The organism is Collinsella aerofaciens (assembly GCF_041537385.1).
In the GTDB taxonomy this organism is placed as follows: Bacteria; Actinomycetota; Coriobacteriia; order Coriobacteriales; family Coriobacteriaceae; genus Collinsella; species Collinsella aerofaciens_BV.
On record NZ_JBGORS010000001.1, the window covers coordinates 286,456 to 300,061 of the forward strand.

General features: G+C 50.6%; 10 protein-coding genes. 1 reads left to right on the forward strand and 9 read right to left on the reverse strand.

From position 1 onward, the window contains the following. Nucleotides 1-960 precede the first annotated feature (960 nt). From ACEG18_RS01365 to ACEG18_RS01375, 3 genes are all read right to left on the reverse strand, one after another. Nucleotides 961-1,905: a hypothetical protein gene (locus ACEG18_RS01365; RefSeq protein WP_372540959.1), complete on the reverse strand. Its 945-nt coding sequence runs from the start codon at nt 1,903-1,905 to the stop codon at nt 961-963. Further along, nucleotides 1,902-2,360 carry a Panacea domain-containing protein gene (locus ACEG18_RS01370; RefSeq protein ID WP_161154749.1) on the reverse strand — a complete coding sequence of 153 codons (459 nt, stop codon included), beginning with the start codon at nt 2,358-2,360 and terminating at the stop codon, nt 1,902-1,904. The genes ACEG18_RS01365 and ACEG18_RS01370 overlap by 4 nt, the downstream gene beginning before the upstream one ends. Nucleotides 2,361-2,429: 69 nt before the next feature. After that, nucleotides 2,430-2,603: a hypothetical protein gene (locus ACEG18_RS01375; RefSeq protein ID WP_161154751.1), complete on the reverse strand. Its 174-nt coding sequence runs from the start codon at nt 2,601-2,603 to the stop codon at nt 2,430-2,432. Nucleotides 2,604-2,694: 91 nt separating this feature from the next. Here ACEG18_RS01375 and ACEG18_RS01380 point away from each other — a divergent pair, with 91 nt between their 5' ends. Next, the gene (locus ACEG18_RS01380; protein ID WP_372540960.1) at nt 2,695-3,153 is read left to right on the forward strand and encodes a transposase; all 459 of its coding nucleotides are present in this window, start codon (nt 2,695-2,697) and stop codon (nt 3,151-3,153) included. A 267-nt stretch (nt 3,154-3,420) separates the two neighbouring features. Here ACEG18_RS01380 and ACEG18_RS01385 read toward each other — a convergent pair whose 3' ends face one another. The 6 genes from ACEG18_RS01385 to ACEG18_RS01410 all read right to left on the reverse strand — a co-directional run bounded on the left by ACEG18_RS01385 (nt 3,421) and on the right by ACEG18_RS01410 (nt 13,554). Continuing rightward, nucleotides 3,421-5,046: a reverse transcriptase domain-containing protein gene (locus tag ACEG18_RS01385; protein WP_372540961.1), complete on the reverse strand. Its 1,626-nt coding sequence runs from the start codon at nt 5,044-5,046 to the stop codon at nt 3,421-3,423. Between the two features lie 595 nt (nt 5,047-5,641). After that, nucleotides 5,642-6,748 (reverse strand): hypothetical protein, encoded by a 1,107-nt coding sequence (locus tag ACEG18_RS01390; protein ID WP_372540962.1) that lies wholly within the window; start codon nt 6,746-6,748, stop codon nt 5,642-5,644. Between the two features lie 218 nt (nt 6,749-6,966). Beyond that, nucleotides 6,967-7,335 carry a HepT-like ribonuclease domain-containing protein gene (locus ACEG18_RS01395; RefSeq protein WP_372540963.1) on the reverse strand — a complete coding sequence of 123 codons (369 nt, stop codon included), beginning with the start codon at nt 7,333-7,335 and terminating at the stop codon, nt 6,967-6,969. Beyond that, nucleotides 7,322-7,621 carry a nucleotidyltransferase family protein gene (locus ACEG18_RS01400; RefSeq protein ID WP_372540964.1) on the reverse strand — a complete coding sequence of 100 codons (300 nt, stop codon included), beginning with the start codon at nt 7,619-7,621 and terminating at the stop codon, nt 7,322-7,324. Before ACEG18_RS01400 ends, ACEG18_RS01395 begins: the two co-directional genes overlap by 14 nt. 114 nt (nt 7,622-7,735) lie before the next feature. Then, complete coding sequence (locus tag ACEG18_RS01405; protein ID WP_372540965.1) at nt 7,736-11,260, reverse strand: SIR2 family protein; 3,525 nt, start codon at nt 11,258-11,260, stop codon at nt 7,736-7,738. Nucleotides 11,261-11,307: 47 nt separating this feature from the next. Continuing rightward, on the reverse strand, nt 11,308-13,554 hold the full coding sequence (locus ACEG18_RS01410) for a KAP family P-loop NTPase fold protein (RefSeq protein ID WP_372540966.1): 2,247 nt from the start codon (nt 13,552-13,554) through the stop codon (nt 11,308-11,310). Nucleotides 13,555-13,606 lie beyond the last annotated feature (52 nt).

The window sequence follows — 13,606 nt, forward strand, 5'->3', positions numbered from 1 at the left end:
AGGCATATCATCGTCGAAACGCACGATACCACAGCCTCCCTCCTCTACAGATTCCGCCTTATAGAGGCCTTACAAAACCTCGCGTCTGGATTCAGCAGGGCTGTAGCAGGATTTGACCGGAAAGGTGTTAGCTTGGATTATGTGAATGCCAGACGAGCCCGCCCTCAGCAAGCACACCCTCCTGCTCGGCGAGGCAGACAGCGTATGCGCCCTCCTCGCCAACGTCGGAGTAGCAGTTGCGTTAGGGCTAATCTAAATACAACCAATTGGCCGATTTCCCATTGACGGTAACATTCCAGACATTGGGCGGCAGCAACCGGTGCGTGGCGATGCGCTCGCCGGCGTGGTAGATTGACAGCGTCGGCTCGCCGACCCAGAGTCCCTGCAGAAGGGCCGCTCGGCCTCAGCCGCCTCCCCCCCCTCTTTGGGCAGCGCATCGAGCAGAGTCTTGCCCAGCTGCGTGACGGCGTTGACCGAGGTGTAGTCCAGCTGCCTGCCGTCCCCGGCGCCGCGCACGCGTGCTATGCCCGCCTGGAAGGTATAGCTTATGCCCGCGAGCACCTCGGCGCGCGTCGTGGTGGCCTTCTCCGCCGCGAGCCTCTTGAGGCGGGCAATCCTAGCCTTGACCTCATGCTCGGCCTCGAGCTTGCAGGCCTTGTTGTCCACCGTCTCGGGCTTCCAGCGCGAGCGGTCGGGCTATGCGGCGAGCATCGCCTGCCTCTGCGTCTTGCCGGCCACGCGCTCGCGGCAATATGTCTCGTGGCGCGGGTTCGCCATCGGCTCGTCGGCGTCCAAGCACCGCCCCCAATCAATCGCGCCCGCCGCGAAAAGCGGGAAGCCGCCCCGAAGGACGGCTTCCCAACGCCCCATGCGGCGGAGGATTACCGCACGGCTATGCTCCTAGACGTGTCGCCATGAGAAGGGCCGCCCCGGAGGGCGGCCCTTGGCGTCGCGTTCGGGCTACAGCCCGATGAACTCCCTGAGTCCAGGGTGAGAGAGCGCCATCATCGCAGCCATAATGAACACGAGGGCGACGTCTGCGGCGATCAGGCAGTTCCTCGGCCAGTTGCCCAGTTCCACCTTCCTGTGGTTGAAGGACATCTTCCAGATGAAGACCAGCAGGATGCAGACCGTGTTGATGAGCACGAAGCCCACGAGCGCGGCGAGGAGCACGATGGCACGTATGCCGCCGTCGATGCCAAGCGCGCCCATCGCGGAGGTCGAGAACCCGACGCCGCCGTTGAAGGCGAGCACGACCGCCGCGAACACGCCGAGGATCGCGATGTACTCCATCCTCGTCTTGTCGAGGCGCTCGTCGAACTCCCTTTCCAGCTCTGCGCGTTTCTGGTCCGCCTCGTCCCTTTCCGCTTTTACTTCGGCGATTGCCGTTTTGAATGCGCGCATGGCCTGCTGCTGTTCGATGTCGTGGCTCAGCCTCGTTTTTTCCAGGTCGATGTGGTCGGCGAGTTTGAGGACACTTTTCGCCTGGTCACAAAGTCCATGCTTCGTCAGGTACTCATGGATGATGCGAATGTTCTCAGCGAGGCAATTGACCGAATAGGGGACCCCTTCGTCTAAGTCCCCAGAGGACTGCCCGAGTGCATTGAATACCAGGTCGCAAATGTCGGCATATCTATGGCGATAGGGCTCGCTCCCCCCATATAGCTTTGCGAAGAAGCTCGAGGCTCGGCGTATGTCCTCTTGGGAGAGCACCGCAGCATCATCCGTGCTGGCGAGGGATTCGAGCATGTCGCGGAGAGCCTTGCGTTTCTCTGCGTCGTCACTGCCTGCGTTTATTGGAGGAACTTTCAGGGGCGGTTTCGAAAGAGTCCCAATTTTGCTGGTGAGCAGAGAGAGGGCTCTTCCGATGTTTTCGGCCGCCTTTGCGTATTCTTGTTCGGTCACTCAGAGACCTCGCTAGCGCACTGCATGATCAGCTCATTTGGGATGATTCCCTTGTGTAGGCGCTTCTGGTTGTAGATGACGTCCCACGGGGACCCCTCGGCGTGTGAGATCCTGACGAGTTCCCATGGGGATTTCTCGGCGAGCATGTCCACCCCCGCATCCAGGAACGGGCGGATGGAGTCATTTATCTCGGTGTCGAACTCGCGTTTTATCGGGAAGCCGCCGCAGTCAGAGAACTCAACGTAGACATCCCTGATGACCGGGCCGTAGGGCCATGCCTCAAACTGGTCGGCGAATAGCAGCTCGCCGGTCTCGCTCGCGTGTATGACTTGCAGGAAGTAAAGAATCTTCTGGAGCTGAAGATTGCTGATGGGCGTGTCGTGGCGATATCGCCTGCTGACGGCGTACTCGGCGATTTCCATCGCGCTGTACTCTGTCCCGATTTGGACTTTCATCTGTTTCCTCCTTTTCCAAATCATACCAGTGATGCGCTTCCCATCTGAGCTTATCGTGATAAAAGCATCTCAGCTCGTCCGGACAAAAAACGAACGGTCCCTCCAGCGGGGGTTTCGGTCTCGGACGCGCCCCCTAGTCCTCCACGGCCCCAGCACCAGGACGAACGGCACGTGCGGCAGGAACGCCATGAGCACGAGCGCCGTGACCGCAATGCCCAAAGCCCATTTCACGTCTTCGCCCATCACTTCACCTCCTTACGCACGAACCTGCAGAAGCGCGCACATGCGCCCAAGGTCGCTACCGTGTATCTCGCGGTCGCCGCACCCCTCGCTAATGGCGCGCGTTGCCCTGCAGCCGGCGAGCCCGGACTCGAGCTCTCAGCTGGCCACCGAGCAGATCGAGCGCTTCTGCCCCAAGGCCGCCGAGCTTTTGGAGGAGGCCGAGGCCGACGCCCTGGCCTACCCGGACTTCCCCTACGAGCACCACGTGAGGCTGCGCACCAACAACGTGCAGGCGCGCGCCAACCGAGAGCTCAAGCGCCGCAGCCGGGTCGTGCAGGTCTTCCCCAGCGGGAAATCGCTCATCAGGATGATGGGCGCCGTGTTCGCCGAGATGGACGAGGACTGGGCCGGCCGCCGCTGGTTCAACGACGACTCCATCGGCAGGGCCGTGGAGGGCGCCAAGGTCAACGCGCCTGAGCACGCCTACGAGGGCACCGCAGCAGAGCACGCGGCAAGGATCATCGCGCTCGTCGTGGCCGACAACCCGATTCCCGGTAGGAAGGCGGCGTGACATGAGCTAGAATGGCGGAATTCTAGGTGATTCTCGGCTCACTCAGGCGGCCTCCGGCCACCATCGCGAGCCGAGCCTTACACCAACTTTCGCGACACTATCTACAGCTCGCCGTTCTTTGTCTTCCTGACTAGCCCGTTTTCCAGCATGTAGCTCAGCATCTTCTTATGGCATTCCGTATCGTTGCCGTTTAGGTAAAAGCGGCAGACACCTTGTTTCGAGCCTTCCGAGATGAGAGTTTCGGGGCTAGAGTGCTTGGCAACCTAGTTAGAAGAGTAGCCATTCTCCATAAACATCGGTTGAGCGGACACAATCCCTTAAAGGAAGGAAAGAGCCAAGTTTTCCATGCTCAGTTGCAGTATGTACTATGCCGACGACCTGGCCCAAATCATTAAACACTGGCCCACCACTCATTCCATGACGAAATGAGCAATTCGTATAACAAAGTGTGCCTTCTTCGCTTGGATCTCCGACCCTGAGCAAATCTCCGCTGTGTAGCTCAAAGCTGAATCTAGATTCGGAAAAATGGTGTTGGTAAGCAGAAATCCTGTCGCCCTTGGCAAGCAAATCCATATTTGATGGAAGCCGGGGAATGTTTTTTAAGATCGCAGGGGGAACATCTTGTAGTATTACAGCATCGTGTTTGTTGTCCTGAACTACCTCATTCCCAAATCTAAATATTGCAAGTGGCGTCTTATCTGAGCTGAATAATTTAATATCCCTGCTTTTTTTATCGCGGGAAACGGCATCGCATATCACATGCCATGCCGTAACAAGACCGTAGCCAGCCAGATAAAACCCAAGCCCTTCAAATGAGTTTTGGTTGCCATCCTCTCCTTCTAGATACAGAAGCGAGTCTTGCTGAAGTGCGACTGGGAAAACAGGTGTGTCTTCTGGTTTCGTTTTATTGTACAGGCTGCCTAAACGCATAAGTGGACCCGATGTCCAGGGATCCTCAATAAGAGATTTGTAAAAATCAAGACTTCCGCGTAGAGACGCTTCAAACGACCCTCTTTCTGCATCGGTAAGCTTGGCAATGGTTTTACCGTAATAGCAGCCCATCGCGCCTTCAATGTCGCCATTGCTAAGTCGATGGAGCGTTGAGCGGAGTCGCCGATATTGCTCGCGTTTTATATTTGTCTTTTGATTGCAGACAACGCCCGTGACCAGTTGTCTTGAAAAACTGCAACTGTAAAACGATTTATCCTCGTTGAGCTCAAACGATTCGGTTCCATGAAAGTTAGTGATTGCGTTTCGTAGCTTATTGGGCAACCTGAGCTTTCCACCTGAATAAAAATTTCGATAAAAGAAGTAAGAACTTTTAAATGAGAACGTAAGATCATCGGCATATCGAGAGTATTGGTATCGATATTCTCGCGATAGGTGCATTAGCTGTTTATCCATACCGAGGCAAATCATGTTCGAAATAATAGGAGATGAGGGAGCGCCTTGAGGGAGTCCTTTCGGTGTCGCAACAATCCTTGAAATACAGAATGCAACTTCAGGGGTTAGACCTAACTTCTTGGAAACAAGAAGCCCGTACACTCGTCTTGACGAGATAGAAGGAAAGAAGTCCTTAATATCCAGGCCAACAATTACTTGCGAGCCAATGTGATTTTCAGCATTTGTTTTTATTGACCGTCCTTTGACAAAACCATGGACACAAGGCAATGGCTTATAGCCTTTTTCAAGCTCAGAGGCGATGAGTCTTTGAGCCCTTTTTAAATCAGATCTTGGGATTAATAGTTCTCGATAGCCACCGTTTCTTTTTGGGACCAATCTATTTCTATATAGGTCATACATGGAAGTTGGATATACAAAGAGATCAAGCTTTTCCAAGGACAGGCCAAGAAAACCAGCCAGATCGCCTTTCGACTGAAGTTCGTTGAGCATCAGATTATCCTTAAAGTTAATAGCCGGTTCCTCCGTAGAGTCGTACCTGATAGACACGTAGCAGAATATAATGTGCAAACAAAGCACTTCCGATTGCGATGCGCAAACGCTAATTCGAACCGGCTATAGGGTCATTTTACCAGTCTTTAATTTTGCGCAAAGGCTGAACCGCGCTTTATAACTCCGCGATGGAGCAAGTATGATGTTGGCGCGCCTTCCACGGTGTCGTCTGTGCAATGAGCCCCTTCGTGTCCTTTCAGGTAGAAACAGTAGCCTCCAGATTCCATCGATACTGCAATCTGAGTTTCCGTGCTCACGTGTTTGCCTCGGATTTCCATTCAGAATAGGCATTCAGACGATGTCTTCCTTGAAGATGATTATGAATGGAGAGAAGAAATCTTTCTTGTTTGTCATAGGGCGCTATCAATGTCGCGAATTGAACTTATAGCCGACATGTGCACCGAAAATGCTGAGAGATGATCTTCTTGGTGATGCGACGGCATGCTGCCAGTTGTAAGGTCATCGATTAGCGATAATCGGTGATTAGCAAATAGATGAGAAATCGATCACCGCACACTTCTGAAAAATTGGCACCTCAGCAGCGATATGCGGCACCAAAAAGTGCCAATCCCAGCAGGAATAACGATAAAGAGGCGGCGATCCAGTTGTTGTCGCCGGCCTTGGGGAGCGTCGCGGTGGTCTCAGTGGCAGTCTTGGGCCTAGAGGACGTGGATATAGTGGTCTTGTTTACCGTCGTCTTGGACGTCGTTGATGTCTTGGTTGGCGCGGCCGCGGGTTTCTGCGCGGGATTTGCCGTGGACCCTGTGGTGGGCTCTCCGACAGCGGGGTTAGCATCGGCGGGAGATTTGTCCGCGCTATCGCCCGGTACCTCGCCCCAGTCCGTCTCTCCCGCCGGAGGCGTGGCTACATCGGGCTCAACCACCACATGCGGTGCCACCGCACCGGAGGCGTCCACCACGCCACAAGCACCAAAGGTCCCGCCGGCAGGCGTCACAAACCGCGCGGACACAAGCGACCCGCCCAGGCACGCAACCCCGCCATCGGCACCGATCGCATCAAGCCACGAGGCATCGACGGAAAGACGACAGCCGGCCGCACCATCGCCAAGGCCCGCATCTTGCAGATACACGCCGTAGGCGCGCACGCCCGCTCCGGACCCTGTGCCCGCGGCAACGACGCGCCCGCCGCCGCGCACGGCCATGTCGCCGGCGATCACGCCGGCAACCGCCTCGTCCGTAATATCGGCCCCGTCCGCCCGCGCATCGACGGTGCATCCGTCCACCACGAGCGCCTGCGAAGCGTGGATCCCGCACTGCGAGCCCGTCGCCGTCAGGGTCCCGGTACCGCGAAGCGTCAGGTTGCCCCACACCTCCATGCCGCACAGTGTGATGTCCGCATCGGGCGCATGCGACTCCGCCACGGAGTTTTGCCCGGCAAGCGTCAGCACCAGGTCGCCCTCGGCGCCGACGGCCTCGCCCGCGTAGCCGTTAAGCTCCAGGTGGTCGGCATCGGTCCAGGCCCAGCCAGGGCCCGACACGCCCGGCTCGTAGTACGTCGCGCCCGCGATGATGAGGCTCTCCGCTCCCGCGGCATAAGAAGGCCCGCCCAGCAAAACGCATAGGCAGGCTATGGCAACAATCGCAATGTAATAACGGCTGGTGTGGGACTTGGCAGCAAACATACCCGCTCCGATCTTCGCTGGAGCCAATAGAATGTGCACCAGAAAATGCCCTGGTAGCAGCAGTTATTAGTTTAGTGAGATCGGACGAGTGGCAAACGAATTACCTGTAAACGAACCCGGAAATTAGGCGTAAATCGTTTTGCCAGTCGGTGAAAGGAGGGGCCGAGCCCGGCATGGGGTCGCAGGCTACCAAGGGTACAGCGCCAACCAACGACGCATTAGCTCTGACGCTCCTTAAAGATTCGCAAAGCTTTCTCTAGCTCGGGAATATCATCGACGATTACTTTCCAAGCAAGGGACCGATCAACCTCTCGATAACCGTGCGCTACGAAGTTGCGAAAACCCCTAATATCATTCCAGGGATACTCTGGGAAAGCCGATTGGACCTCATCAGAAAGATGGAGCGCATCCTCAGCGATTCTGTAAACGGGGCTCATGATCGCGTCGTAGGCAAGTTCGCCTTCCTCGCTCCTATCGCAAACAAAGGAACTCTCCGTGGAGCCAAAATGGTCGATACGTTTAGTCAGCGTCTCGCAATCAGACAGAATGACATTGATGAGTTCAGCATCTCGTTTATGCCGCTTCATAAAGACGCACCTCATCCTGTTCAATGTTTTTGCGGAAAGCCGGACGCATGTGCTCGGGCGGGTTGGTCACAATCTCAACCTCTCGCCCGAGCTCCTTTTCGAGTTCAAGGGAGATTTCGTATAGCGTGCCAAACGTCATGCTGTCGCCGCAAACGAGGCGCAAATCGATATCACTATCTGGCGTCTGCTCACCGCGGGCAAAAGAGCCAAAAAGATATGCCTCGCGGACGTCGTAGCGAGACAGTACGCGAGAAACAGCGGCAGATATGTCGACAAAAGTAATCATGGCTCAATTTTACTTTTCGATTGTATGGAAGGCAATCGCCATGCGTGTGCTCCACGGCTCTTCAGTAAGGTAAGATTCAAAAACCCAGCGTGGATGCAGTTGTCGAGCTAAACCCTAGTCTCCTCTGGCGGTTTGCCAGTTGGGTGTTCGCGGAACGGGAATACTCTTATATGCGTACACGTCCTTTGCCATGTCGATTAGGTCCTCTTCAAGACCGCCAGCCTCTACTTTTGAATTAATATAAACAACGCATGATTGCTGAACTTTTTGAAGCAGCCTACTCCATTTTAGATGCATTAGAATGACTTTAACAATATCGACTTTACTCGCATTACAGCAGGTGATCACCGCATCGAGCTGCTTGTCGGTCAGGATGGTGCGATCCAGCTTCCATTCACATCTTTGTGCCATGAACGCAATGCAATTCGAGGCGATATCCTCATTTAGAGTCACCATTCTTTTAAGTAGAGGCGCTCCTTGCTCAAAGTTTGCCTCGGTATCAATCAAGTTGAATAGATCATCTTTTGCCCATTCATTCCAGGCTTTTACGATATCTGTTGGGTCGAGACTATTTAAGTAATGAATAATTGCGGAAACAGCCTCTGAGACTAGGGCTGGAGTGCGTCCAAAATGGGAAAGCAGTTTAGAGCGGCTTTCCTTCTCGTCAAAACGAATTGATGAGAATAGGCAGTACTTCCTAATGCGTTCATAAGGTTTGCTGAGCTCCTCACAAGGCGCTACTGCAAACTTAAGCCACACTTCGCTAAGGGAGCGCCATGTTTGGCGATTCGCAATATTCAAATTGCTGAGTCCCCAAACACTTCCGATGTGCCCGGGAACATCGTTGTTTACCAACGCCGACTCCATATGCGACTTATAGAAGGGCATGTGATTCGTTGCCCAAAAATTTAGCTGCGAGAATAGCGCTGCAAATATAATGTTTGACGAGACTTCGTCGTTGCATGACGCCTCAATGAGCTGCTCAATTGAGGCGAGCAGCGAGGTGCTTTCGTCATTGAGTTCCAATTCATCGCATCTGGCCAGCAAGTAAATTTGAGCGTTGACGGCTTGCCCCAACGTACTATTGAGCGCCCTGGAAAACCAATCCACCTTTACGCTATTTGAAATTCCTTCGTGTGAGACGCATGTCAGTATTCTTTCGGGTGCGACCGAGCTGAGAGTAAGCTGGACGCATTCCGCGACATGAGCATTGTCAATTTTTCTGACTAAGTACTCAAGGGCGTGAATCGTTGCCGCGTAGGACTCATGATATGTTGCTGTTATGTTGAAAACAGGAAGTAGCTGTGCAAGTTCATCGGAATCTAATGATTCCCATGGAATGCTAAGCAGCATGAATTTAGCTGCGAGCATTTCAGGCTTGGATTCAATTCTGTTGGCTATGTCTGAAATGACTTTAATCACTGAGTCAGGGTGGGCGTTACAGCTGGCCCTAACTATCTCGTCCGCTTCAAAGTCATCATGACCAACATCGCCTGCCCTTTCAAACAGCTGGATTACTTTTTCTGCCGTAAATTCCGATGCGGTCAATGGGATAATTTGCGGAAACCCGCAGGTAGTAAAGGACGATAAGTCCGGAAATTCGGTTAGCTTAAAGTTGGGATGGTCGACTGCGATCTGTTCAAGTTGTTGCTGCAATAGATCGTCCATTACATTGTTGTCCACAAGCCACTGATATAAGTTGAAACGCGCATACGAACAGTGGTGATCGTCCGCATATTTGGCGAATGTTAAATTAACCCCCTCGATAAACTCTTTCTTAGCCAACTTGCTTGCTTTGGGGTACACCGTGAGGACAAGATGGTATATCTCAAATTTGGCGGCTGGATCTTTAAGAGCCCCGCACTTAACTGCGAGAGCTAAAGCCTGGTTAGCGTCTGATGGGCTCAGGCAATATAAATAGAGGCCCAAGCGTTTTATGAGACTGCACTTTGAATCTATTAAAGCAAGCACCTTATTTGCCTCAAGTATATTTGTCAAGAAGAGTTTGCGACCAACCTCCCTTGCGCAATCGATCATTACGCAAAAAGTGCCCTCCTTAGGCATATCTTGCTCATGATCTTCAATTGCATGGCGAATAAAACTTGATGAGTCTATCCATTCACATAGATCGGTATAGCCAGCTTCAAGATTAGCAATGTCACTCAAACGATTACAGAGCAATGAAAGCAGCCGCACGCCAAGACGATCCGCCCAGGCAACGATTGCTTTGGTGACGGTTTCGACGTTATCGGAAAAATTAAATCTAAAACGAGGGCAAAAACTGCCTTTGGTGCCGGCGAATCCTTTAACCCACTCCGCTTTGTAAGAGAGCATGATTTCAATTAATCTTAGCGCCAGATCTGGACTTGCAATTTTGGACAATAGCTTTGGGAACGTGAACTCCATCCATATATCGTCTGTCTTATCGAGATTTAAAAATGAGAGCCAGAAGGAAATGCTGGCATCCGAAAAATCATGGGAATCGGCAATGTGCTCAAGCGACTGACAGACATATGTCGATGACAACATTCGACCTTTTCCCGAGACAATCTGATAGACATCTACGTATTGATCGACTGAAAAAGATTCAACTGACCAATGGAGAAAGGTCCATTCCCAACCATCCAGTTTGTCTTTTGTTAAGAATGAATCGATCCCGCAATCAACGAGGCTCTTCAATGACTCAATACTATTGGCATTTGTACAAAAAGCGGTAGCAAGAGCATTTCTTTCTTCATCACCGTCTTCGGGATTGGTAAAGAAAGAGGCAAGGTTCTCGTATTCCATATAAGACAGCTGGGATGTTAATTCTGCATACGATGCAACAGCAGAGCGGCGTACGCTCAACGACTCATTACTTAATTTTTCCCACCCCATAAATAGAGGTGCCAACTCGTTATAGTCATTAAAATGGACTGGGATGACACCAAGTGAACTCCACTCACTATCTCTACTTTCACCTCGCTCAAGTGCGAAAATGCGCCCATTCATATCTGCCGAAATGGATCGAGTTAGATATTTGACCATCATATCGCTGCAGCTATAGCCAACAAATAGCACGGTATACCGCGTGAACATATCAAGCAGAAAGCGCGATGCCCACGCGTTGGTGATATATGCCTTTCCAAAATCAACATCTGTTAAGACGGTCTGTTCTGGACACAATACGTTTCCGTGCAAATAGACGATCCCTTCAAAATCGTCACCCAGGGGTAATGCGGGGCCAATGTACGTCTGAGGTGAAATGCCTATTGATTCGGCGGCACCTTCAAACCTGCGGTCGAAGTTGGTTGTAACTACACGTACTTTTCTTTTGATGCCAAATAACTTTAATATGCCGACATGCAGGGCAGAATACCCTTCAAGTCCTTTTCCAATGGCACGAGCACACGCTTGGTGTATATTCCCCATTTGATCTAAATGACCAAGCGCCGTTTCGCAAGGCTCTTCCAATAGCTCATTTATGTTTGTGGAACCCGGTCGAGCAACAACCTCGGCGATTTGTTTAACAAGTCCCCTAAAATCAGGAAGAGGGCAATCACCTTGCATTGAAACGCCGGATCCAGCAAATATTACAAGCTCGTGCTTCAGGAGCGCTTGATTTAACCCATCGGGTACTTGAATGTCATTAATGTACATGTCGTAACCTTACTTAAGCGCCAATGGAATAGATAAGCGACGGGCTTCTATTCTTCGTTATTAATGTCAGCGTTAATAACGAAACGGTCCCACTCCTGCACTAGAGTAGCAACGCGGTGATCCGTAACATCGTCTAAATCGTTTTGATTGGGATCCGTTTTGATGTAATGTGCTGCAATAAATTTCTTTGCCAAAGGTTCCAAGGATGAATACCATGGCTTCTGCCAAATTGACGAGACCATTTCATGGGTAATGCTTTCATCTCCACCATGAATAGACCCAAACATGACTTCGCCGGTATTTAATGATCTTCCTATCGACATCTGTTGTGTTCCGAAAAGAATCTTTGCTTCGTCGTTGTCCATAAGAATATTTTCGAAATGATTCCAATTTGAGAAGTTGTTATCGGTGTCTATCGCTTGCCAGATCTTGAACTCAAAGACCGCAGCCCTTCGTAGCAGCTCCATAAAATTGCGATTCATCCAATTTGAGTATTTTTTACAAAGCTCGAGATAGAACTCATCAATTAGAACAATCTTATCCAAGGCCGCGTTCTCACGATTTAGCCTCTCGTCTCGAATAAAATAAATTAAGCCAGCAAAATACTCCTCCTTTTCGCGTTCGATTGTATTGATCAGCCAATTGCTGAATTCAAACTTTCCAATGCGTTTTCCAAGTGCTTCGAATAGCCTCGTGTAAGATTCGATTGGGCTCAAGAACAAGCGAGGAGCCAGAGCGTTGCCCTCTTTGCACATCAGAGTTAATACTTCTTCAGCTAGATGCAAACAGCGATTCGAATCTATTCCGGCAATGCCAATTATTAATCTGCCTGCCAACTCGTTTTTTTCTTCATCTGAACGGAGGTTTCTGAATGCATCACTGAGTGATTTGGAATTTGAAGTGTTACAGATTAAATCGAATTCCGTCTTAGAAGAACCGGATTCGAGTTTAGAGCAATAGAAAAGTTTGAATAAAGCGTAAGAACTAACTCGACCCTTAATCCTGGCAGTTTCTTCAATTATCTCGTAACGACGATTGTGCTTTTCCGTCAAATCCAACCCTAAAATGTGCCTAGAAATACTACTAGGCTCCATTAAGCAATCTTTACAGGATCGACGTACGGTGCTTTCGAAATCCTGATTAAACTGAGCAAGTTGATCACTAGTCCAGTTAACGACCTTTTCGCCAAACAAATAATCAGAGTTTTCCCAAAGCCAGATGCTAAGGTTTGGCGCTAGGCACTGGATGGCAGACATGCCTAAGATGTCTGCTGGGCATATCTCATCATCAGTACGCATTTGACTTGTTATGGCGCTATTTTTAAGCCTACAGATGTCGCGAGGAACGCGAATTAGGGGAAGCACCACTCGAGATAGAACTGCGTGTGAATGAAGCCTGTCATCCTGATTCATCGAATCGGCAAACCGTGATTTAGCCTGCAGTTCGTGAACTATTAAATCAAGTTGAGGCGCTACGTCAACCTCGAGAAGCTTTGGCATTTCAATGGGGAGTTGAATTATCTTCTCGAGATAACCAGCTCCATCCCCTTTTTGAATTTTATTTAGTGCGCGTTCAACAATAGAGCGATCGTAAGCAAGCAGATATACAACATGAGGAAATGAGGCAGTTAGAGCAACTAGTTTAAATACTAGGCAAATTTCATCATCAGAAAGGCGATCGATATCATCAATGACAACAACAAGATTTGGATGGACTTTCTTCAGTTTTTTATCGATGTCATGCTTCTGGTCTTCGAGTGATTTGACATAACTCTGAAGTTGCTTGCCTAAAACCCGCGCTCCAATTTTAATAGCAAATCGACTTCCGACCGATAGGGCGACCCCTAGCGGTGGATTAGGAGACAATAGTAATGTAGAAAGAGATGCGAGGCTTGGATAGGAAATGCTTGCTGAATAAGTTGACAACGCTTCCCCGATGCTGTTGCAAGTTTCATTTTCTAGGTCAAAAGTGGTGCCCGTAAGTTTGATTTTTACAGAATTAAAAAATTCAGTAAGCAACTGCTCTTGGGAGTTAAACCTCCAAGGGTTAAACCTAAGCACTTCGGGGGCATTCAAATTATGAGATTTTCTGTCGGATAGTTCAGATTCAACAAGATTTATCAGAGAAGTCTTTCCGCTCCCCCACGATCCTCTAATTCCTATTGTAAAGGACGAGTCTTCGGCATTTGCGGAACAAATGCAATCTGCAATTCGTTCGGCTAACCTTGAATAGCTGTACATATCCTTATCGCGATTATTAATAGGCGTATCATTGGAAAGCCCTTTTGACTCCATAGTATTCCTCCAAATACTAAAGAAATGGCTTGTAGGATATAAAACTGTTTAG

Coding starts and splice junctions, on each gene's coding strand:
- ACEG18_RS01370 (WP_161154749.1), bottom strand. CDS start 2,360: ATGAAAGTCCAAATCGGGACAGAGTACAGCGCGATGGAAATCGCCGAG.
- ACEG18_RS01375 (WP_161154751.1), bottom strand. CDS start 2,603: ATGGGCGAAGACGTGAAATGGGCTTTGGGCATTGCGGTCACGGCGCTC.
- ACEG18_RS01380 (WP_372540960.1), top strand. CDS start 2,695: ATGGCGCGCGTTGCCCTGCAGCCGGCGAGCCCGGACTCGAGCTCTCAG.
- ACEG18_RS01385 (WP_372540961.1), bottom strand. CDS start 5,046: ATGCTCAACGAACTTCAGTCGAAAGGCGATCTGGCTGGTTTTCTTGGC.
- ACEG18_RS01390 (WP_372540962.1), bottom strand. CDS start 6,748: ATGTTTGCTGCCAAGTCCCACACCAGCCGTTATTACATTGCGATTGTT.
- ACEG18_RS01395 (WP_372540963.1), bottom strand. CDS start 7,335: ATGAAGCGGCATAAACGAGATGCTGAACTCATCAATGTCATTCTGTCT.
- ACEG18_RS01400 (WP_372540964.1), bottom strand. CDS start 7,621: ATGATTACTTTTGTCGACATATCTGCCGCTGTTTCTCGCGTACTGTCT.
- ACEG18_RS01405 (WP_372540965.1), bottom strand. CDS start 11,260: ATGTACATTAATGACATTCAAGTACCCGATGGGTTAAATCAAGCGCTC.
- ACEG18_RS01410 (WP_372540966.1), bottom strand. CDS start 13,554: ATGGAGTCAAAAGGGCTTTCCAATGATACGCCTATTAATAATCGCGAT.